General features: G+C 72.3%; 18 protein-coding genes. 5 read left to right on the plus strand and 13 right to left on the minus strand.

Annotation, left to right across the window (positions count from 1 at the left end):
* Positions 1 to 19: 19 nt before the first annotated feature.
* Genes BS83_RS19340 through BS83_RS19360 form a run of 5 tightly spaced genes read right to left on the minus strand, consistent with a single transcriptional unit; the run spans position 20 to position 4,660 of the window.
* A complete protein-coding gene (locus tag BS83_RS19340) occupies positions 20 to 211 on the minus strand; it encodes a hypothetical protein (protein WP_037604965.1) in 192 nt (63 codons plus the stop codon).
* Positions 212 to 249: 38 nt separating this feature from the next.
* Entirely contained in the window at positions 250 to 1,368 is a 1,119-nt protein-coding gene (locus BS83_RS19345; RefSeq protein WP_037604966.1) for an aminopeptidase P family protein, read from the minus strand.
* Positions 1,369 to 1,384: 16 nt separating this feature from the next.
* Positions 1,385 to 2,698, minus strand: coding sequence for a dipeptidase (locus BS83_RS19350; RefSeq protein WP_051945454.1), 1,314 nt, complete (start codon positions 2,696 to 2,698; stop codon positions 1,385 to 1,387).
* A 37-nt stretch (positions 2,699 to 2,735) separates the two neighbouring features.
* Positions 2,736 to 3,173 (minus strand): hypothetical protein, encoded by a 438-nt coding sequence (locus BS83_RS19355; RefSeq protein ID WP_037604968.1) that lies wholly within the window; start codon positions 3,171 to 3,173, stop codon positions 2,736 to 2,738.
* Complete coding sequence (locus tag BS83_RS19360; protein ID WP_037604969.1) at positions 3,170 to 4,660, minus strand: APC family permease; 1,491 nt, start codon at positions 4,658 to 4,660, stop codon at positions 3,170 to 3,172. Before BS83_RS19360 ends, BS83_RS19355 begins: the two co-directional genes overlap by 4 nt.
* A 154-nt stretch (positions 4,661 to 4,814) precedes the next feature.
* Here BS83_RS19360 and BS83_RS19365 point away from each other — a divergent pair, with 154 nt between their 5' ends.
* From BS83_RS19365 to BS83_RS19375, 3 genes are all read left to right on the plus strand, one after another.
* Complete coding sequence (locus BS83_RS19365) at positions 4,815 to 5,531, plus strand: CPBP family intramembrane glutamic endopeptidase (protein ID WP_037604970.1); 717 nt, start codon at positions 4,815 to 4,817, stop codon at positions 5,529 to 5,531.
* Between the two features lie 78 nt (positions 5,532 to 5,609).
* Entirely contained in the window at positions 5,610 to 7,331 is a 1,722-nt protein-coding gene (locus BS83_RS19370; protein WP_198035264.1) for an alpha/beta hydrolase, read from the plus strand.
* Between the two features lie 58 nt (positions 7,332 to 7,389).
* Positions 7,390 to 8,136: a YhjD/YihY/BrkB family envelope integrity protein gene (locus tag BS83_RS19375; RefSeq protein ID WP_084715005.1), complete on the plus strand. Its 747-nt coding sequence runs from the start codon at positions 7,390 to 7,392 to the stop codon at positions 8,134 to 8,136.
* A 12-nt stretch (positions 8,137 to 8,148) separates the two neighbouring features.
* On the opposite strand, the gene BS83_RS19380 is transcribed toward BS83_RS19375, so the two are convergent.
* Complete coding sequence (locus BS83_RS19380; RefSeq protein ID WP_037604971.1) at positions 8,149 to 9,480, minus strand: diacylglycerol/lipid kinase family protein; 1,332 nt, start codon at positions 9,478 to 9,480, stop codon at positions 8,149 to 8,151.
* Positions 9,481 to 9,732: 252 nt separating this feature from the next.
* Between BS83_RS19380 and BS83_RS19385 the strand changes: the two genes are divergently transcribed.
* Complete coding sequence (locus BS83_RS19385) at positions 9,733 to 11,469, plus strand: SulP family inorganic anion transporter (RefSeq protein ID WP_037604972.1); 1,737 nt, start codon at positions 9,733 to 9,735, stop codon at positions 11,467 to 11,469.
* Between the two features lie 21 nt (positions 11,470 to 11,490).
* Here BS83_RS19385 and BS83_RS19390 read toward each other — a convergent pair whose 3' ends face one another.
* The 6 genes from BS83_RS19390 to BS83_RS19415 form a co-directional block, all read right to left on the minus strand.
* On the minus strand, positions 11,491 to 11,727 hold the full coding sequence (locus BS83_RS19390; RefSeq protein WP_037604973.1) for a three-helix bundle dimerization domain-containing protein: 237 nt from the start codon (positions 11,725 to 11,727) through the stop codon (positions 11,491 to 11,493).
* 1 nt (position 11,728) lies between these two features.
* The gene (locus BS83_RS19395; RefSeq protein ID WP_037609415.1) at positions 11,729 to 14,452 is read right to left on the minus strand and encodes a cation-translocating P-type ATPase; all 2,724 of its coding nucleotides are present in this window, start codon (positions 14,450 to 14,452) and stop codon (positions 11,729 to 11,731) included.
* A complete protein-coding gene (locus BS83_RS19400) occupies positions 14,445 to 15,401 on the minus strand; it encodes a polyphosphate kinase 2 family protein (protein WP_037609416.1) in 957 nt (318 codons plus the stop codon). The genes BS83_RS19395 and BS83_RS19400 overlap by 8 nt, the downstream gene beginning before the upstream one ends.
* 156 nt (positions 15,402 to 15,557) lie before the next feature.
* Positions 15,558 to 16,034 carry a DUF7144 family membrane protein gene (locus BS83_RS19405; RefSeq protein ID WP_051943362.1) on the minus strand — a complete coding sequence of 159 codons (477 nt, stop codon included), beginning with the start codon at positions 16,032 to 16,034 and terminating at the stop codon, positions 15,558 to 15,560.
* A 27-nt stretch (positions 16,035 to 16,061) separates the two neighbouring features.
* Entirely contained in the window at positions 16,062 to 16,457 is a 396-nt protein-coding gene (locus BS83_RS19410) for an SHOCT domain-containing protein (protein ID WP_037609418.1), read from the minus strand.
* Positions 16,458 to 16,593: 136 nt separating this feature from the next.
* Entirely contained in the window at positions 16,594 to 17,136 is a 543-nt protein-coding gene (locus tag BS83_RS19415; RefSeq protein WP_157597242.1) for a hypothetical protein, read from the minus strand.
* A gap of 279 nt (positions 17,137 to 17,415) precedes the next feature.
* Here BS83_RS19415 and BS83_RS19420 point away from each other — a divergent pair, with 279 nt between their 5' ends.
* A complete protein-coding gene (locus BS83_RS19420) occupies positions 17,416 to 20,100 on the plus strand; it encodes a helix-turn-helix transcriptional regulator (RefSeq protein WP_037604974.1) in 2,685 nt (894 codons plus the stop codon).
* Positions 20,101 to 20,113: 13 nt separating this feature from the next.
* On the opposite strand, the gene BS83_RS19425 is transcribed toward BS83_RS19420, so the two are convergent.
* Positions 20,114 to 20,320 (minus strand): hypothetical protein, encoded by a 207-nt coding sequence (locus BS83_RS19425; RefSeq protein ID WP_037604975.1) that lies wholly within the window; start codon positions 20,318 to 20,320, stop codon positions 20,114 to 20,116.
* Positions 20,321 to 20,383 lie beyond the last annotated feature (63 nt).

A 20,383-nucleotide genomic window follows, 5' to 3' on the forward strand; every position in this document is an offset into this window, starting at 1 on the left:
TGTTCCGACCGCCCGCCCGTCACCGCCGGACCCTGGGCATCGTCGCCGCGGTGCCCAGCAGCATGCCGGTGGCGATCACTGTCACCAGGGTGACCAGATCGAGCAGATCACGGAAGCCCTGGATCGGGTGACCGCCCACCAGGGTGGTCAGGCCGCGCACGCCCAGGGAGCCGACGGTGAGGGTGATGACCTCGGCGCCCTCGGCGTTCATCGGATCGCCCTCCGGTGCGGAAGGTGCGGGACCGGCTTTCAGGCGACCACGCCCAGGTCGTGGGGCGTGTTGTTGAGCCGGCGGCCCCCGGTGTCGGTGACGGTGACGATGTCCTCGATCCGGACGCCGAAACGACCGGGCAGGTAGACGCCGGGCTCGATGGAGAAACACATGCCGGGCACCAGCGTCTGCTCCTCGCCCTCGACCATGTAGGGCGGCTCATGGGTGGTCAGTCCGATGCCGTGGCCGGTGCGGTGGATGAAGTACTCGCCGTATCCGGCGTCGGTGATCACGGCTCGGGCCACCCGGTCGATCTCCTGACAGGCGACGCCGGGCCGGACGGCCTCGAAGGCGGTCTGCTGGGCGCGGCGCACCACCTCGTGGACCTTCCTGACCTCGTCGGGCGCCTGCTCCCCGACGTGGACGGTCCGGGTGGTGTCCGAGCCGTATCCGTCCTTGAGGCCGCCGAAGTCGAGGACCACGGTGTCGCCCTGCCGGATCACCCGCTCCCCCGCCTCGTGGTGCGGGTTGGCCCCGTTGGGCCCGGAGCCCACCACGGTGAAGTCGACCTGGCTGTGGCCGTACTCCAGCAGCAGCCGGGTCAGGTCCGCGGCGACCTCGGTCTCGCGGCGGCCGGCGAAGGGCACCGAAAGGATCGAGCGGAACGTCTCGTCCGCGGCGGCCCCGGCGGCGGCGAGACGTTCCAACTCGTCGTCGTCCTTGACCGCCCTGAGCATGGGCAGCGCCCGGGTGAGCGGGCGGAAGCGGGTCGACGGCAGCGTCTCCTGGAGACCGAGCAGGTGGAGCGCCCAGGCCGAGTCGGAGATGCCGTAGCTCCCGGCGGGGTCGAGCAGCGGGCCCGCCGCCTGGTAGGGGTCGGCGCCGTCGGCCCAGTCGGTCAGGGTCAGCGCCGGGGCGCCGGTGGCGCCCTGGGCGTCGGGGCGCTCCAGCCGCGGCACGATCATGGTCGGCGGCCGGTCGGGCGCGAGCACCAGCGCGGTGAGGCGTTCGGTGAGGGCCACCGGCTGATAGCCGGTCAGGTAGAGCAGGTCGGGGCCGGGGGTGACGACGAGACCGGAGAGTCCGGCCCGCGTCGCGGACTCGGTCGCGCGGGCCATCCGGTCGGCGTAGTCGTGGACGGTGAAGGCCTGGGGCATGGTGTCGGACTCCGTGTCAGCGGGCGCTCGCCGCGTAGTGGCGCAGGAACAGCGCCTCCACCAGGGCCATGCGCTCGATCTCGGTCGGGTCCACGCTCTCGTTCGGCGCGTGGATCATGCAGCGCGGCTCCTCCACGCCCATCAGGATCAGTTCCGCTCCGGGGATCGCGTCGGCCAGCACGTTGCACAGCGGGATGGAGCCGCCCTGGCCCAGGAAGGAGATCGGCTTGCCGTAGGCCTCCTGCATGGCCCGGTCCAGCGCGGCGTAGGCCGGACCGTCCGTGGCGGCGCGGAACGGCGACCCGCCGCTCTCCCGTTCGACCTCGACCTTGGCGCCCCAGGGTGCGGCGGCGGTGAGGTGTGCGGTCAGGGCGGCCGCGGCCGCGTCGGCGTCCGTGCCCGGCGGCACCCGCAGGCTGACCCTGGCCCTGGCCTTGGCGGGCACCGCGGCGGCCGAGCCGACGACCGGCGGGCAGTCGATGCCCAGCACGGTGACCGCGGGACGGGCCCAGAGTCGGTCGGCGACGCTGTCGGAGCCCATCAGCCCGACCCCGTCGAGCACCCCGGCGTCGGTGCGGAACTGCTGCTCGTCGTAGCCGACGCCGGCCCAGGTCCCCGTGTCGTCCAGGCCGTTGACGCGGGTCCCGCCGTCGGCGTCGCGCAGCGAGTCGAGGATCCGGATCAGCGCAGCCAGCGCGTCGGGGGCGGGACCGCCGAACATGCCGGAGTGCACGTCCCCGGCCAGTGTCGAGACGGTGACCACGACGTTGGCCAGTCCGCGCAGGACCGTCGACGCGGTCGGCACGCCGACCGCGGCGTTGCCGGTGTCGCAGATGAGCAGCGCGTCGGCGCGCAGTTCGTCCGCGTGGTCGGGGACGTAGGCCTCCAGACCGCCGGTGCCCTGCTCCTCCGAGCCCTCCACCACCAGCTTCAGCCCCACCGGCAGGTCGTCGCCGAGCGCGCGCAGGGCGGTGAGGTGCATGACGATGTTGCCCTTGCAGTCCGCCGACCCGCGCCCGTACCAGCGGCCGTCGCGCTCGGTCAGCTCGAACGGCGGGGAGTGCCAGGCGGCGTCGTCCAGCGGGGGCTGGACGTCGTAGTGGCAGTAGAGCATGACGGTCGGCGCGCCGGGCGGGGCCGGGCGGTGGCCCAGCACGGCGTGGCTGCCGTCGGGGGTCTCCGCGAGGCGCACGTCCTTGAGGCCGACCTCGGTGAAGGCGGCCGCGACCCACTCCGCGGTCCTGCGGCAGTGCTCGGGCGGGTACTGGCGGGCGTCGGCGACCGACGGCATGGAGACCAGTTCGGTCAGGTCGGCCTTGGCCCGCGGCATGAGGGCGGCCACGCGGCCGGCGAGGTCGTCGAGTGTTTCAGTCACGGACGGTGTTCCCAGTCTTGAGGTCGTCGATCTTGCGCTGGTACTCGTCGAGCTTGTCCGGGCAGTACACCTTGACCACCTCGGCGCCGGCCTGGAGGATCCGCAGGTCGGCGATGACCGGCCGCATCCCCGGGCCGCCCGAGCCGTTGGCCATCTGCACCAGCCACAGGCCCTGCTTCAGAGCGGAGTTCGGGTCGTTGCAGACGGCTCCGCCGTCGGTGCCCAGGACGTCGGTGATGTTGTGGACGTTCAGGGAGGGGAAGCCCTTGGCGACCAGCGCGTCGTTCAGCTGGTGCGCCTTGCTGGTGGCGTCGTTGGTGGCCTTCTGCTGGGTGTAGGTGAACACGCCGGCGATCATCATGCCGACCAGCACCACGATCGCGCCGACGTAGATCCACCGGTGCTCGGACCACATGCGGGTGGGGCTCACGCCGCTCCTCCGTTCACAGGGGCCGCGTCCGCGCCGGGCTGCCGCCAGCTGGGTTTGCGTGCCTTCAGGAATCCGAACGGAATGACCACTCCGAGCAGCAGGAGGCCGCCGCCGACGATGCCGATGTAGGCCCAGTCGTTGCCGCTGCCGAACTGCGAGGACGGGATGAAGCCGATCGCCATCGCCAGCGCCGAGGCGACGAAGCCGACCACGCAGAGGGTGGTGAGCAGCGGGGCGCGGTAGCCGCGAGGATGGTCCGGCTGCTTGCGGCGCAGCTGGACGGCGGCCAGGAACATCAGCAGGTACACGATCAGGTAGACCTGGGTGGTGATCACCGAGAAGATCCAGTAGACGCTGGAGACGTTCGGGATCAGCGCGTAGAGCAGGGCGATGAAGGTCGTGAGCGCGCCCTGGGTGACCAGGATGTTCTGCTGGACGCCGTGCTTGTTGAGCCGCTGCAGGAACGGGGGCAGGTAGCCCTCCTGGCGGGAGATCAGCAGCAGGCCCTTGGACGGGCCGGCCAGCCAGGTGAGCATGCCGCCGAGCGACGCGGCGCACAGGGCGAAGGCGACGATCGGGACCAGCCAGCCGACGTGGAAGTACTGGAAGAAGGCGTCGAAGGCCTGCATCACGCCGGCGGTCAGGCTGAGCTGGTCGGAGGGGATGACCCAGCTGATCGCCAGGGCCGGCAGGATGAAGATCAGCAGAACCAGGCCCATGGCCAGGAACATCGACCTGGGGAACTCCTTGGCCGGATTCCGCAGCTTGTTGACGTGGACCGCGTTCATCTCCATGCCGGAGTAGCTGAGGAAGTTGTTGACGATCAGCACCAGGCTGGCGACGCCGGTCCACTCGGGGAAGAGGTGCGCGGCGTTCATCGGCGCGGCGGAGGGGTTGCCCTGCCCGAGGAAGACGAGCCCGAGCACGACCAGCAGAGCGCCGGGGATCAGGGTTCCGATGATCAGGCCGCCGGAGGCCAGACCCGCGACGGCGTTCGTGCCGCGGGAGGACACCCACACCCCGGTCCAGTACAGGACCACGATGACGATCGCCGTGTAGACGCCGTTGCTGGCCAGGCTCGGGTTGATCGCGTAGGAGATGGTGCTGGCCACGAAGGCGAGCAGGCTCGGGTAGTAGAAGATCGTCATGGCGAACTGACACCAGACGGCGAGAAAGCCCATGGGCTTCGACAGCCCCTGGGCCACCCAGTTGTAGACGCCGCCGCTCCAGCCCGAGGCCAGCTCCGCCGAGACCAGCGCGGTCGGCAGCAGGAACACGATCGCCGGCACCACGTACAGGAAGACACAGGCGAGGCCGTAGACGGCCATGGTGGGCGCGGCACGGAGGCTCGCGACGGAACTGGTGGTCATCAGGGCCAGGGTCAACCACGTGATCTTGTTGGGCCCGGTCGTGGCCCGTACCGCGGTGGCCGCCCCGGACCCTCCGGCCCGGCCCCGGTCCGCGGCCGGTACGTCGGCAGCACTCATCTGGCCCCTCCTCGTCCTGATCACCGGCGGGCTCCCGCCCGCCTGGAACCGATCATGAGGATCGTTCAGATCCTTCGCATGCGGTGTGCGCCGTCCGTGGCACGCCCCAGGTCGCAGGGCGGGAGGCTGCCACCGGCCGTAGGCTGGGGCTCTGATGCGTATCAGCCGTCCGGCGTCCCCCGGGATCGTGCTGCCGTCCGTCCTGGCGGTACTGGTCGTGGCGAACCTTGCCGAGAACGGACGCCTCCCCTCCCTCGGCCTGGCGGACGCCGTCCTCGCGATCGCCCTGCTCAGCGTGATCGTCCGGTGGGCCGGCGGGACCCTCGACGACGTGGGCCTGGCCCCGGACACCCTGGGCCGCGGCGCGCGGTGGGCACTGGCGATCATCGGCATCGTCGCCTCCGTCTACCTGGTCGGCGCGCTGCTGCCGTTTACCCGCGAGCTCTTCTCCGACACCAGGACCGGCCACCTCGCCGGCGGCGAGGTGGCGCTGAAGGTGTTCGTCGTCGTCCCGCTGGGCACCGTGCTGCTGGAGGAGTACGCCTTCCGCGGCGTGCTCTACGGGCTGCTCCGGCGCTACCGCGGCACGGTGACGGCGACCGCGGTCTCCTCCGTGCTGTTCGGGCTCTGGCACGTGCTGCCCTCACTGCACCTGGCCACGCAGAAGCCGACGCTCACCGCGGTCTTCGGCCATTCTCCGCTCGGCGCGGTCGTCGCCGACGCCGGCGCGGTGCTCTTCACCTCCGCCGCGGGCGTGCTCTTCTGCGAGCTGCGCCGCCGCAGCGGCAGTCTGCTCGCGCCGATCGGGCTGCACTGGGCGACCAACGCGCTGGGCTACCTGGCCGCCTACGCCCTGGCGCGGAGCCGGTAGCGCCCCGTGTCCGGCTGGCAGCGCGCAGGACTGCGGGCGACCATGAAGGTGCACCGTTCGATCACCTGATGGGTCGCCGTGGTGAAGACGCTCGACGAGGCCCAGGACCCTGGTGAAGGGCCCGGCGGGCCGGACAATCCGGAGAGGCCGAAGAAGCAGAGGAAGCGGCGCGGGGACCGGTGGTTCCGGTCGCTCACCCTCCCCGGCTGCTGGGGCGCGCTGGTGGCCTCGTGCCTGTCCTTCACCCCGTCACTGCTGCCGCGCGGCGGCGTGATCCAGGGCGTGGTGTGGGGCATCAGCGCCGTCATCGGCTACGGGATCGGAGTGCTGCTGGCGTCGATCTGGCGCGCCTTCGCCGACCGGGAGAGGCGCCCGCCCCGGTCCTGGGCCTGGCGGGCGTTCTTCGTCAGCGCGGCCGTGCTGCTGGTCGTGTTCTTCGGACTCGGACAGTACTGGCAGTACCTGATCCGCCAGATGATGGGCGTGAGCGAGTACGACGTCTGGTTGGTCGTCCTTTCGCCGCTGGTCGCGGTGGGGATGTTCTGGGTCCTGCTGCTGATCTCGCGCGGGATCAGGGGCGTGTTCCGCTGGACGGCGGATCGGCTGGGCCGGAGGTTCGGGCAGCGCGCGGCCAGGACGGTCGGCTGGATCCTGGTGGCAGGCGTGGCCTACCTGGTCGTCACCGGCCTGCTGCTGCAAGGGCTCGTCGGCCTGGCCAACGACATCTTCTCGGTCCGCGACGGCGCGACACCCGAGGGCGTGCACCAGCCCACCAGCGCGCTGCGCTCGGGCGGCCCGGGCTCGGTGGTGCCCTGGGACACGCTGGGACGGCAGGGCCGCGGCTTCGTCGGCACCGGCCCCTCGGAGACGGACATCGCGTCCTTCGTCCACCACCCCGCCATGGAGCCGATCCGGGTCTACGCGGGGCTCGGTTCCGCGGACGACACCGAGGCCCGCGCGCAGCTGGCGGTCCAGGACCTGGAGCGCGCGGGCGCCTTCCAGCGCAAGAGCCTGCTGGTGGTGAGCACGACCGGGAGCGGCTGGGTGGACCCGGCCTCGGTCGACTCCTTCGAATACCTGACCGGCGGCGACTCGGCGACCGTGGCGATCCAGTACTCCTACCTCCCGTCCTGGATCTCCTACCTGGTGGACCAGTCCAAGGCCAGGGAGGCCGGCCGCGATCTGTTCGACGCGGTCTACGGCGCCTGGTCGCGCCTGCCGCAGGCGGCCCGGCCCAAGCTCTACGTGGCCGGGGAGAGCCTCGGCTCCTTCGGCGGCGAGACGGCCTTCAGCGGCGAGAACGACCTGGCCAACCGGACGTCGGGCACGCTGTTCGTCGGTCCGCCCAACTTCAACACGCTGTTCCGCGAGTTCAGCGACCACCGCGACCCCGGCAGCCCGGAGATCCAGCCGGTCTACAAGGACGGCCGGACGGTCCGCTTCACCAGCGACCCGACCGCGGGGATCCCGCCCGCCGGCCGACCCTGGAACGGCACCCGGGTGCTGTACCTGATGCACCCGTCCGACCCGATCGTGTGGTGGAGCCCGCACCTGGTCTTCAGCGAACCCGACTGGATCGCCGAGACACAGGGAGCGGACGTGCTCAAGGGCATGGTCTGGATCCCGTTCGTGACCTTCTGGCAGGTCACCGCCGACCTGCCGTTCTCCACCGGGGTGCCGGCCGGCCACGGCCACAAGTACACGGCGGAGTACGTGGACGGGTGGAACACGGTCTTGCAGCCTTCCGGCGTCTCCGCCCAGGACCTCGACAACCTGAGGAAGATCATTGCCGGCGAGTGAGCGGTGGCGTGCGAGCGGGCCGGGCCGCGTGTGGCGTGAGGCAGCGGAACTGGACCTGATGCGCCGGTCCATGGGCTTCGCCACGCAGGGCCTGATCACCCTGGCGCCGCTGCTGATCGTCGTGGCGGCGATCGACCCGTTCACGGAGAACGGGTTCGCCAGGTGGGTGACCGACGGCATGAGCCTGCCCCCGAACACCGCCGCTCCGGTCTACCGGCTTTTCGCGACCGAGCACCAGGCGGCCCGGGCCGCCGGTGCCGTCAGCCTCGCCCTGCTGGCGGCCTTCGGTCTGAGCTTCGTGGCGGACGTTCAGTCCGGCTACGAGAAGATCTGGGGGCTCTCCGCCCCGTCGTGGCGCGGACTGTGGCGGCAAGCCGTCTGGCTCGGCGCCCTGACGGCCTACGTCGGGCTCTCCGTGGAGAGCGGCGACCTGCTCCGGCACGGCCTCGGGGCCTCCGTCGAACGGATCGCCCTGTTGGGGGTGTCCGGACTGCTGTTCTTCTGGTGGGGTCAGCGGTTCCTGCTCGGCGGCCGGGTCGGCTGGCTCGCGCTGCTGCCGGGAGCGCTGGTGACGATCGTCGGTCTGGGCGGCCTGCGGATCTTCTCGTGGCTGGTGTTCGACCCGATGGTCGTCAGCAACGCGGAGGCCTACGGCGCGGTCGGCATCGTCGTCGTGGTCGAGTGCTGGCTGATCGGGGTGGGCTTCGTCTTCTTCGGCGGCGGACTGGCGGGCCGCCTGTTCGTCGAGGCGCGCCAACGGCGGAGGGAGAGGGCCGCCGTCGGGCCGAACCCCGAGGAGTCCTAGGGCCGGGGTCTGTCAGTCCGAGGGGGGCAGTGCGCTGCCGAGCGCCAGAGCCAGCAGACGACGCCAGTCCAGCGGGCCGCCCGGGGCCGCGGGCACGCCAGGGCGTCGCCTGGGGACCACCACCCGCAGCGCGCCGGGACGGACCGCGCAGGTGACCGGCGTCGGCAGGTTCAGCGCCTCGCCGTCCACCCCGACCGGGATGGTCGGGGCCTGCGCGTCGACGGTGACCTGCCGCGCGGTCGTGACGGTCAGTCCGGCCGCCCGGCTGCCCAGCACCGCCACCTGCGCCGCCTGGGCGGCGTTCGCCACGCGCACCGAGACGACGCCGAGGGTGCCGAGGTCGAGCCGTGGCCGACGGGCGCCGCCACCCAGCGGCTGGGCGCCGGCGTACGGGTTGTTGCTCACCAGCAGGGCCTGCGGAGCGGTCAGCCGGGTGTCGTCCGCACGCGCGTCGAGCTGCGCGCCGGAGTAGCCGAGCAGCAGGTCGGGCAGGGCGTCGAGGGCCGTGCTCGTCTTGGCGTCGCGGTACTCGGGGCTCTGCACGATCTGCGCGTACACCCCGAAGGAGACGGTGTTGACGAACGGTCGGCCGCTCACCGTCCCCAGGTCGACCAGCAGTTCCTCTCCGTCGGTCAGCGCGTCCAGGGTGAGCGAGGGGTCCGCGCGGTCCAGGCCGAGGTCCATGGCGAAGTGGTTCCTGGTGCCTGCGGGAAGCACCAGGAACGGCAGCCCGTGCTCGGCGGCCACGGCGGCCACCAGCGCCTGGGTGCCGTCGCCGCCCGCCACCCCGAGCAGGTCGGCGCCCCCGGCCACGGCCCCGCGGGCGAGCTCGGTGACGTCGGTGTGTCCGCCCGCTGAGGTGTCCAGCAGCAGCACCCTGGCGCCCAGCCTCTCGGCCTTCTCGACCAGGCCGAACCGGCCCACCTTGCCGCCGCCGGAGCGCGGGTTCATGATCAGCACGGGGTGCTTCGCCGGGAGGTGGCGGACCGCGCGCATACCGGCCGGCGGCCGCACCGTCCGCAGCGCGGACCGGGCGCAGACCGCCGCGAGGCCCCACAGGACCACGGCGGCCAGGGCCTCCCCCCACAACCCCTTGACGGTGTAGGCGACCAGGACCAGGGCGAGCGCGGCCAGGGCGAGCACGGCGCCGGTCCAGCGTGCCGCACCCCGGTGGGCCACCACCAGCCACACCCCGGCGGCCGTCCCGGCCAGGCCGCACAGTCCGAGCAGCAGGATCAGCAGGCCGCCCCGCCCGGTCGTCGCGACCAGCACGACGACGGCCGCCAGACCGGCCAGCAACGCGGCCCAGGCCAGCAGCCGGGCGCGCGAACGAACCGACACCATCCGGAGCACCTTCTTCCCCTTATACCGTGATGATGACCCCCAGGTACGGCCCCCGCCACAGAGAAATGTGCGCCAGGAACTCCGGTCGGCTGCGTCGGGGGCGCCGGGCGTCGCACGCGGTCGGGCGCTCCGGGCGGAGCCGTGACGCGCGCACGTGTCCGAGCAGCCCGGCGGGCCCGGGCGCCCCGGCCGGTCGAAGCGCCGGGACGCCCCTGGCGAGGCATCATGAGGGAGCGCGACGGGAGGTGCTCCATGTCTGTCGACGGCTCGGCCGACGGGTGGCGACGTGTGGTGCCGTCCCTGCCGGGGCTCGGGACCCTCCGCCGCTACCGGCGGGACTGGCTGCGCGGCGACCTGCTCGCCGGCGCGACCGTCGCGGCCTACCTCGTGCCCCAGGTCATGGCCTACGGAAGCGTCGCCGGCCTGCAGCCGGTCACCGGCCTGTGGGCCATCCTCCCGGCGATCGTGCTCTACGCCCTCTTCGGCTCCTCGCGGCTGCTGTCGGTCGGCCCCGAGTCGACGACCGCCCTGATGACCGCGACCGTGGTCGGACCGCTGGCCGGCGGGGACGCCGGCCGGTACGCGGCCCTGGCGGCGACCCTGGCCGTGGTGGTCGGCCTGCTGTGCGTGGTGGCCTGGCTGGCCAGGCTCGGCTTCGTCGCGGACCTGCTCTCCCGCCCGGTGCTGATCGGCTATCTCGCCGGGGTGGCACTGATCATGATCGTGGATCAGCTGTCCAAGCTGACCGGGATCGACGTGCGCGGGGAGGGCTTCTTCCCGCAGCTCAAGTCCTTCGCCTCGGACATCACCGAGGCCCACCTGCCCACCGTGCTGTTCAGCATCGGCACGCTGCTCTTCCTGCTCCTGGTGGCGAAGTTCCTGCCGCGACTGCCGGGACCGCTGCTGGCCGTCGTGCTGGGCACCGCGATCTCGGCCGCCTTCTCGCTCAAGGACCACGGCATCGCGGTGATCGGCGACATCCCGGCCGGGCTGCCGCGCCCCAAGCTGCCGGAGCTGGGCGAGCTGCACCGGCTGGCGCTGCCGGCGACGGGCATCCTGCTGGTCGGCTACACCGACTTCATCCTCACCGGGCGTGCCTTCGCCAAGCGCGGCGACAAGCCCCGGCTGGACGCCAACCAGGAACTCCTGGCCCTCGGCGCGGTGAACATCGGGGCGGGCTTCTTCCAGGGCTTCCCGGTCAGCAGCAGCGCCAGCCGGACCGCCATCGGCGAGTCGACGGGCGCGAAGAGCCAGGTCTACACGCTCGCGGCCGGCCTCGGCGTGGTCGCCGTGCTGCTGTTCCTCAGCCCGCTGCTGCACGACACCCCCGACGCGGTGCTTGGCGCGCTGGTGGTGTTCGCCGCGATCCGGATGATCGACCTGGCCGGCTTCAGGAAACTCGCGTCCTTCCGCCGCGGCGAACTGCTGCTGGCGCTCGCCTGCCTGGTCGGCGTGCTGGCCCTGGACATCCTCTACGGCGTGCTGGTCGCGGTGGGCCTGTCGGTGGTGGAGCTGCTCAGCCGGGTCGCCCGGCCGCACGACGCCGTGCTCGGCGAGGTGCCCGGCGTGGCGGGCATGCACGACGTCGACGACTACCCGCAGGCCAGGACGGTCCCCGGCCTGCTGGTCTACCGCTACGACTCCCCCCTGTTCTTCGCCAACGCGGAGGACTTCCGCCACCGTGCGCTGGACGCCGTGGAGGACGAGCCAGGACCGGTGTCCTGGTTCGTCCTCAACACCGAGGCCAACGTCGAGGTGGACATCACCGCGCTGGACTCCGTGGACGCCCTGCGGCAGGAGCTGGAGGAGCGCGGGATCGTCTTCGCCCTGGCCAGGGTCAAGCAGGACCTGCTCGACGATCTCGACGCCTACGGCCTGAGCGAGTCCGTCGGCGCGGACCGGATCTTTCCCACGCTGCCCACCGCGGTGGACGCCTACCGCGCCTGGGCGCGCGGGAAGGGCATCGAGGACGGCGCCGCGTCGGAGTGATCCCTCGCCCGTGATCCGGGGTCAGCCCTCGGCCGGGGCGGACGTCCTGATGACCTCGGCCGCCACGCGCTCCACCAGGATCGGGACGAAGGTGCGGATCCTGCTGCCGTCGAAACGACGGCGGGCCGCGTCCCAGGCGCGGTCCACCGCCTCCGGGCCGACGGCCCCGTCGAAGTCGCGGTGCAGCCGCGCCCGCACCACCTCCAGCGCCGCGCCCTCCTGGCTCTCGTGCATGTCGTCGACCACCAGCTCAGTCACTTCACACCAGGTCTCTCCGCCCCGAACGGCGGGCCAGGAACTTGCCGGACTCCCACGCCAGCAGCAGTGCCACGGCGGCGAGGAGCGCCCAGCCGAACTGCCGGGCGTTGATGTCGGTGGTGCCGAGGATGCGGTGGAACGCGTCCATCTGGGTGACCAGGACAGCGAGGACGAACTCGCCCAGGGCGGCCAGGTTCATCTGCTTGCTGTCGAAGGTGCTGACCCGCAGCACCGACTCGCGCTCGCTGCGGCACTCGAAGGCGGCCACGATCAGGCAGAGCGCGAAGGCGGTGAAGGCGATGGAGTTGCCGATGCGCTCGTCGCCGTAGTGGACCTGGCCCAGCTTGATCAGCGCGAGCAGCAGGACGGTCACCGCCAGCCCGGCGAGTCCGACGGTCACGACGACCGGCCTGGTCAGCACGGACTCGCCGCGCGGACGGGGCACCCGGCGCATCAGTCCGGTGCTCTCCTGGTCGAAGCCCAGGGCGAAGCCGAACGGGGCGTTGACGACGAAGTGGACCCACAGGACCTGGGCCGGGGTGAAGGGTTCACCGGCGGCGATGTTGAAGAGGGTGGCGCCGAGGAAGGTCAGCACGAAGGTCACCAGCAGCACCAGCACGAAGCGGATGTACTTGGTGAGGTTGTCGTAGAGCTTCCTGCCCTCCTCCACCGCGTAGACGATGGTGGCGAAGTTGTCGTCGGCGAGGACCATCCGGCTGGCGTTCTTGGCCACGTCGGTGCCGCTGCCCATGGCGATGCCGATGTCGGCGGCCTTGATGGCCGGGGCGTCGTTGACACCGTCGCCGGTCATCGCGACCACGTCGCCCTTCCGCTTCAGCGTCTCGGCGAGCAGCACCTTGTGTTCGGGGGCGACCCGGCCGACCACGCCGATCGCGTCGATCCGGTCCAGGCGCTCCTGCTCGGACAGCGCGGCGAACTCGGCGCCCAGCAGCGCCTCCCCCTCGATGCCGAGCTGGCGGGCGATGGCGGCGCCGGTGGTGACGTCGTCGCCGGTGACCATCCGGACGCGGATGTGGGCGTCCTTCGCGCTGGCGACGGCGGCCTTCGACTCCTCGCGCGGCGGGTCGACCATCGCGACCAGGCTGGTGATGCGCAGGTCGGTGACGTGCGCCAGCAGGTCGCCCTCCGGGTCGAAGTCGGCCGGGTCCAGGTCCCGGTAGGCCGCGGCCATCACCCGCAGTCCCTCGCCGCCCATCCGCTCGGTCTGCGCCTGGGCGCGGCCGCTGAGGTCCGCGTCCCAGGGGACGCCGGCCCCGTCCGCCAGCGCGGTGGTGACCCGGCCCATGACGGCCGGCGCGGCGCCCTTCACGAAGCAGCGCACCACCGGCCGGCCGGCCGCGTCCTCGGCTCGGTTGAAGCTGGCCATCAGTTTGTAGTCCGGGTCGAAGGGCAGGGTCGCCAGCCGGGGGTAGCGCTCGCGGCTGCCCTCGATGTCCAGGCCGGCCTTGTGCCCGAGGACCAGCAGCGCGCCCTCGGTCGGGTCGCCCACGACCTCGCCGTCCACCAGCTTGGCGTCGTTGGCGATCAGGTAGGGCAGGACGGCGGACTCGACGCTCCGGGAGGAGCCCGCGGCGTGGTGGACCTGTCCTTCCAGGCGGTAGCCGGTGCCGGAGACGGTGTAGCGGTCGGTGGGACTGAGCACCTCGACGACCGTCATCTGGTTCATCGTCAGGGTGCCGGTCTTGTCCGAGTTGATGGCGGAGGTGAAGCCGAGGGTCTCGACCGACGGCAGCTCCTTCACGATCGCGTGACGCTTGGCCAGGTTGAGGCTGCCGACGGAGAGGATGACCTGACTGACCGTCGGCAGCGCCTCCGGGATCGCGGCGATCGCCAGCGAGACGGCGCTGACGAAGAGCGCGTCCCACGCCTGGTCCCGGCTGCGGCCGAGGGCGAACATCACGATCATGGTCAGGCCGGCCGCCGCGGCGATCCACAGCGTCAGGGTGTTCAGCTCACGGGTGAGCGGCGACTGCTCCGACTCGGTGGCCGACAACATCCCCGAGATCTTTCCGAGTTCGGTGCCGGAGCCGGTCGCGGTCACCACCAGCAGTCCGCTGCCGTGGGTGACCGGCGTGTTCATGAAGGCCATGTTGGCCTGCTCGCCGGGGGAGAGCCGGGTGCCGGTCAGCGTCGTCGTCTCCTTCGACGCGGGGACGCTCTCCCCCGTCAGCGCCGACTCGTCGATCTGCAGGGCGTTGGCCGCCACGATCCGGCCGTCCGCGGGGACCTCGTCGCCCGCCGAGATCAGCACGACGTCGCCCACGACCAGCTGCTCGGCCGGGAGTTCCGTCTCCACCCCGTCGCGCCGGACCCTGGCCGTCGCCTCCATCATCGACTTGAGCGCGTTCATCGCGCTCTCCGCCTTGCCCTCCTGGCGCAGTCCGGTGACGGCGTTGAAGAGCGTCAGGGCGATCAGCAGGATGCCGGTGCTCCACTCCTTGATCGCGAGGGAGACCACCGCCGCCGCGACCAGGATGATCTGCATGTAGCTGCGGTACTGGTCCAGAAAGCGCAGCCAGTCGGGGCGCGGCTTCTCCTCGGGCAGCGCGTTCGGCCCGTCGGCGGCGAGCAGTTCGGCCGCCCTGGCCCCGCTGAGCCCGGTCGCCGGATCCGTTCCCAGCCGGATGGCCACCTCCTGCGCGGTCCGGGCGTACCAGGGCGACGCGTCGACGTCCGGCGCTGCGCCGGCGGCCTGCTCAGCCATGCCCGCCACTCCGGTGCTCCGCCGCGTACGGGTCCCGTTCGGCGCCCTCGGGAGCCTCGTCCTCCAGGTCGCGCTTGGCCGCCCGCAGCGCCTTGCGGGTCTTCTTGTCGACCTCGGGGTACTGCGGATCGATGTCCATCAGGGTGTGCACCAGCAGCGCCGCGGCGCAGATCCTGGCGAACCACTTGCGGTCGGCGGGAACGACGTACCAGGGCGCCCACGGGGTGCTGGTGGCCGAGAGCATCTCGGAGAAAGCCTTCTGGTAGTCGTCCCAGTACTGGCGCTCCCTGGCGTCGGCCGCGGAGAACTTCCAGTTCTTCTCCGGCAGGTCGACCCGCTTGAGGAAGCGCTTGCGCTGCTCCTCCTTGGAGAGGTTCAGGAAGATCTTCACCACCCGGAAGCCGTTGTCGGTGAGGTGACGTTCCCAGTCGTTGATCGCCCGGTAGCGGCGTCGCCACAGGCCGGGGCCACGCATCTCCTCGGGCAACATCTGCCGGTCGAGGTTCTCCGGGTGCACCCGCACCACGAGGACCTCCTCGTAGTGGGACCGGTTGAAGATGGCGATGTCCCCCCTGGCGGGCAGCCTCGCGGCGTAGCGCCACAGGTAGTCGTGGTCGAGCTCCTCGCTGGAGGGCACCTTGAAGCTGCTGACGTGCACGCCCTGCGGGTTCACCCCGCTCATGACGTGGCGGATGGTGCCGTCCTTGCCCCCGGCGTCGAGCGCCTGCAGGCAGAGCAGCACCCCGTGGGTGTCCTCCGCGGCGAGCTTCGCCTGGTACTCCGCCAGCAGGGACACGCCGGTGCGCAGCAGCTCGACGCCCTCGTGCTTCTTCATCCCGGCCTTGAAGCGGGGGTCGAAGTCCCGCGCGAGACGGACGCGGGAACCGGGCTCCACCCGCAGCGGCTCGATGAACTCGGCGATCCTTCTGACCGTCTTCCTGTCCGCCATGACCGGCACCAGGCCCTTCCGGTTCCCGCGGACACGCGGGGCCCGCTGTGTTCGTTCCACGGTCCGGCTGCCGCACGGGACCGGCAACCCGACCGCGTCCGTCCGGGGCGGTCGGCCCACGGCGACGTGAGCCGGCCGCCCCGGGTGTCGTCGGCGTCAGGCGCTCGGGCCGGTGCCTCCGGTGCCGTCCGCCGCGGACGCCGGGCGGTTGCCGGCGGACCAGACGGTCAGGCCGTAGATGGCGACCACGTCGACCGCGATGATCAGGAGCGACCACAGCGGGTACGAGGGGATGAAGGCCATCTGCACGAAGGCGTTGAGGCAGAGCACGACGATGCCGGTCCACCGGGCCCACTCGGCGCGGGCGACCAGGACGCCGTAGGCGGCGCCGATCTGGACCACCGCCAGGGCCAGCACCACCCAGCCCCAGGTGCGCAGGTCACCGAAGACGAAGGTCGCGTTGCCGACGAAGACCTTCGAGTTGGCGATGGCGGCGATGCCGTCCAGCCCGTTGAGGAAGCCCAGCAGCGCCAGCAGCACCCCGGCGAAGGTCACCAGCCCCGGGCGCCCGATCTCGGTTCCGGCCGCCCCGGCCGCGGCACGGCGGGGGTGGTGGTGGGTAGCGGTGGTCACGTTGTCCTCCGGTTCGGCGGTTCGGGGTCAGGCGGCCAGCACCTTGGACTTGGCCTTCTGGTACTCCTCGTCGGTCAGGTCGCCGTGGTTCTTCAGCTCGACGAGGCGGGCGAGCTGCTCGCCGGTGTCGGGACCGGGCTGGTCCTTGGCCGCGTCGCGCACGCGGGCCCGGAAGTCGTCCTCGGCCGCCGCCATCTCCTTGGCCTGGCGCTCCGCCATGCCCTTGCCGCGGGCGATCAGATAGACGAAGACGCCGAGGAAGGGCAGCAGGATCAGGAACACGGCCCAGCCGGCCTTGCCCCAGCCGCCGATGTCCGGGTCCCGGAACAGGTCCATGAACACCCGCACCAGCAAGAAGATCCACAGGACCCACAGGAAGAACCACATGGTGGTGAGAAAGATGTCCAGCAACGGATAGTTCACGGCGTCCACCTTTTTCGGTTCCTTCAGCCCCTGACGCCGGGGCTGCGGCTGCTCCGAGCGCAGTCGCACCTTCAGCTTCGGCAGCACCCGGCGTCGGCCGCACCACCCGGCCGGGGTGATTTCTCCGCGACCGGTCTCAGTGACCCACGGCGACCTTGGCGATCACGATCAGCAGGCCGAGCGCGAGATTCACCCCGGCCTCGACGGCCGTCTGCCGGACCGAGGCCCCGGCGCGGCGCGCGCCCAGGGTCGTCCAGACGACCTGCTGGGCCACGGCCACCCCGATCGCCAGCCAGGCGGTCTCGGCGGTCCCCAGCCACGGGCTGACCAGCACGGCCACCGCGGGCAGCACGGCGGCCTCGACGATGGGCCACTCGTGGCGCCCGACCCGCCGCAGGTCACGCCAGTTGACGGGGTGCCCGATCTCCCGCTCGCCGACCAGGCGGGCGTAGGCGTGCGCCATCCAGAACACCAGCCCGGTGACGACCAGCAGCAGGACCAGGGCGAGCCGGGGATGCGGTCCCGTCGTGCCGGAGGCGGCGATCACCGAGGCGGCCAGCAGCGAGCCGTAGACCGCGCCGGCGTAGTCCGTGCGCTCGGAGTCGGCGTCCTCCGCGGGCCGGAGGGGCGGGCCGGACGCGTCGGGCGCACGGGCCCGGGACGGATCGGGGACGGTCACGGTGTGCTCCTGTTCCGGCAGGCTGCTGCGTGCACCCGAAGGGCCGATCGTCGCCATGGTGCCCGGCCGCGGCGCGCGCCCGGCTCACCCGAAGCAGGTGAACGGACCGCCGTCGGCCGACCGGCCGAATGGCCCAAGGTCAGGTTCTCGACTACCGTCGAAGACGTCGTCACGAAGGCGGTGCCCCGTCACGCCCGGTCGCCCGGGCGGCTCCCGGTGCCTGCGTCGCCGCAGTCCGCCCGCCCGCCCCGTGGCGGCAGATTCCAGGCGGTGACACCCATGTACGACCCCCAGCAGCCGTCGACACCGCCGGCCGCGGCGCCCGGACTTCCGAACGGCGACCCGGTCCTGCTCACCCGGCTGCACGCACCGGGACCCATGACCGCCTTCGTGCGCCGCGACCGCCTGGTCCGCAGGCTCGACGAGGCCGTCAGACTCCCGGTCACCCTCGTCAACGGGCCCGCGGGCGCGGGCAAGACGATGCTGGTGGCCGACTGGCTGACCTGCGGCCGGATACCGGGGCCCACGGCGTGGCTGACCCTGGAGACCGGGGACAACCTCCCCGGCAACTTCTGGGCCTACGTACGCGAGGCGCTGTTCCGCGCGGCCCCCGACGACCTGCCCGCGGACGTCGGCGTTCCCGCGCAGGCCGAGCATGTCGAACCGTCCCTGCTGGTGCGCCTGGCCGCGTGGATCAACAGCAGGCCGGAACCGTTCGTGCTGGTGCTGGACGAGTGCGAGCAGCTCAACAACCCCGACCTGACCGGCCAGTTGCACGACCTGATCCGGCACACCGAGGAGCACCTGCGGCTGGTGCTGATCAGCAGGAACGAGCCGCTGCTGCCGCTGCACCGCTACCGGGCCGCCGGCCTGCTGACCGAGATCCGCACCGCGGACCTGGCGCTTCGGCTCCCCGAGGCCACCGAGGTGCTGGCCAGGCACGGCCTGCGCCCCAGCCCGGCCACGGTGGAGGCGGTGAACCGGAAGCTCACCGGGTGGACGGCAGGACTGCGCCTGCTGGCCCTCGCCGCCAGGGACGTGGACGACGTCGACACCTGTCTCAAGCGGATCGAGACCGAGCAGGCGGCGCTGTCGGACTTCCTGCTCGCCGAGGTGCTGAAGGTCCAGCCCCACGAGTCGCAGGACCTCCTGCTGCGCTGCAGCATCCTGGGCCTGGTCCACCCCGACCTGGCCGACGCGCTCACCGGACGCCGCGACGGCCGCCGCATCCTGACCGAGCTGCACCAGACCAACGCCTTCACCGAGGCCCTGCCCGACGACTGGTACCGGCTGCACCCGATGTTCGCCAGCATCCTGCGGCTGCACCTGAGCGCCACCGCACCCGACCAGGTCGAGGCGCTCCACGAACGCGCCGCACGCTGGCTGGCCGCCCACGAGCGGCACCGGACCGCACTGGACCACGCCGCCGCGGGCGGCGCCTGGGACTTCGCCGCCCAGATCGTCGTCGACCAGCTGGCGCTGGGCGAGCTGTTCACCGGCCGTGAGGTCGGCCGGCTGCGCGACCTGTTCTCCCGGATGCCCGCGTCGGCGCGCTCGCCCGCCGCCGAACTGGTGCGCGCGGCCCTGCACCTGACGGCCGACGACGTCGAGACCGCGGTGACGGTCCTGGACCGGGTCGCCCCCGCGCTGCCGCCGGAGGAGGCCGGTCCGCAGTTGGCGGCGGCGCTCCTGCACGCGGAGGCGGGGCGGCTGCTCGGCTCCGCCGAGATCGCCGACAGCGCGGCCCGCCGGGCCCACGGCCTGGAGCGCTCGGCGCCGCCCTCCCGGCTGGCCGAACACCCCGAGCTGCTCACCCACGTGGACGTCGACCTGGCCTCCGCCCTGCTCGCGGAGGGACGCCTGGAAGAGGCCGGCCAGGCGCTGGACGCGGCGGCACAGGCTCCGGTGTCGACGGCGACGGCGCTGCTGCGCCACGACTCGCTGTGTCGGCTGGCGCTGATCGACTACCTGCGCGGCTGGCCGGGCCGGGCCGAACAGCGGGTGCGCCGCGCCGACCAGGAGGCCGAGAGCGCCAGTCTCCCGGCGGACAGCCGGTTCGGCGTCGGCGACCTGGTCCTGGCCGCCGCGGCGCTGGAACGCGAGGAGGTGGGCGTCGCCCAGGAGGCGCTCACACGTCTGGAGACCGCGCAGGAGAGCCGGTCCGATCCCGTGGTCGCGCTCGGCCGGGGCGTGGTCAGGGCCGACCTGCACGTGGTCCAGGGGAATCCCGAGGCCGCCCTGGAGCTGCTGGAGGAGACCCGTCGGCACGAGCTGGCCGGGCATCCCTCGGCCTGGGGGCGCGAACGCCTGGCCATCACCGCCGCCGCGGCCCACCTGGCCGCCGGGCACCCCGAGGCCGCCCTGGAGGTCCTCGCCGAGGTGCAGGACGGCGGACCCGGCACGATCGTCGCCGCGGCCAGGGCACGTCTCGTCGCGGGCCGGACGGACGGGCGCACCGTCGAGCAGCTCCAGGCGCTGCGGGACGACCCAGAGGTCGGCACCGCGCCCCGCACCCGGGCGCTGCTGCTGCTGGCGCAGACGAGCTCGGCGCACGGCGACGACGACAGCACCCGGCTGCTGCGCCAGGCCATCGCCACGGCGCAGCCCGAGCGGCTGCGGCGCCCGTTCCGTGAGTGCGCGAGCTGGGTGCGCCCGCAGCTCCGGCGTCATCCCCAGCTGGCGCAGAGCCATCTGTGGCTCCCCGGCGACCTGCGTCCGCCCGGGCCCGACGGCGTCACCGACGGGGCGGCCGACGCGGCCGTCGAGGCGCTGACCGAGCGCGAGCTCTCGGTGCTGGCGTGCGCGGCGCGGATGATGTCGACGCAGGAGATCGCCGAGGACCTGTTCCTCTCGCCGAACACCGTGAAGACCCATCTCAAGAGCATCAACCGCAAACTGGCGACGTCGAGCCGGCGTGAGGCGGTGCGCAAGGCCGCCCGACTGCACCTGCTGGACGACCTCTGACCGCAGGCGGCGGTCAGTCCTCCTCCGGCAGCTTGCGCACGTCCGTCACGGTCAGCCCGAGCGCCTGGAAGCGGTTCAGCAGCCCGTAGAGATGGGCCTCGTCGACCAGGTCCCCGAAGAGGACCGTCTGTCCCAGCACCACGACGCTCTCCAACTCGGGGAAGCCCTCACGGCGGGTGGTCTCCTGCAGCACGCCGGCGACTCGGATCTCGTAGCGCACGGGGCCGGCTCCCTTCGCTTCGCTCTGCGCTCGAACGGTGAGTCCAGCGTCGCCCCGGGCGGC

Origin of the sequence: Streptacidiphilus rugosus AM-16, assembly GCF_000744655.1 — a bacterium.
GTDB lineage: Bacteria > Actinomycetota > Actinomycetes > Streptomycetales > Streptomycetaceae > Streptacidiphilus > Streptacidiphilus rugosus.

Excerpts from the sequence above, each read along its gene's own strand:
- BS83_RS19340 (WP_037604965.1), bottom strand. The coding sequence starts at position 211 with ATGAACGCCGAGGGCGCCGAGGTCATCACCCTCACCGTCGGCTCCCTG.
- BS83_RS19345 (WP_037604966.1), bottom strand. The coding sequence starts at position 1,368 with ATGCCCCAGGCCTTCACCGTCCACGACTACGCCGACCGGATGGCCCGC.
- BS83_RS19350 (WP_051945454.1), bottom strand. The coding sequence starts at position 2,698 with ATGCCGCGGGCCAAGGCCGACCTGACCGAACTGGTCTCCATGCCGTCG.
- BS83_RS19360 (WP_037604969.1), bottom strand. The coding sequence starts at position 4,660 with ATGAGTGCTGCCGACGTACCGGCCGCGGACCGGGGCCGGGCCGGAGGG.
- BS83_RS19365 (WP_037604970.1), top strand. The coding sequence starts at position 4,815 with ATGCGTATCAGCCGTCCGGCGTCCCCCGGGATCGTGCTGCCGTCCGTC.
- BS83_RS19375 (WP_084715005.1), top strand. The coding sequence starts at position 7,390 with ATGCGCCGGTCCATGGGCTTCGCCACGCAGGGCCTGATCACCCTGGCG.
- BS83_RS19380 (WP_037604971.1), bottom strand. The coding sequence starts at position 9,480 with ATGGTGTCGGTTCGTTCGCGCGCCCGGCTGCTGGCCTGGGCCGCGTTG.
- BS83_RS19385 (WP_037604972.1), top strand. The coding sequence starts at position 9,733 with ATGTCTGTCGACGGCTCGGCCGACGGGTGGCGACGTGTGGTGCCGTCC.
- BS83_RS19395 (WP_037609415.1), bottom strand. The coding sequence starts at position 14,452 with ATGGCTGAGCAGGCCGCCGGCGCAGCGCCGGACGTCGACGCGTCGCCC.
- BS83_RS19400 (WP_037609416.1), bottom strand. The coding sequence starts at position 15,401 with ATGGCGGACAGGAAGACGGTCAGAAGGATCGCCGAGTTCATCGAGCCG.
- BS83_RS19420 (WP_037604974.1), top strand. The coding sequence starts at position 17,416 with ATGTACGACCCCCAGCAGCCGTCGACACCGCCGGCCGCGGCGCCCGGA.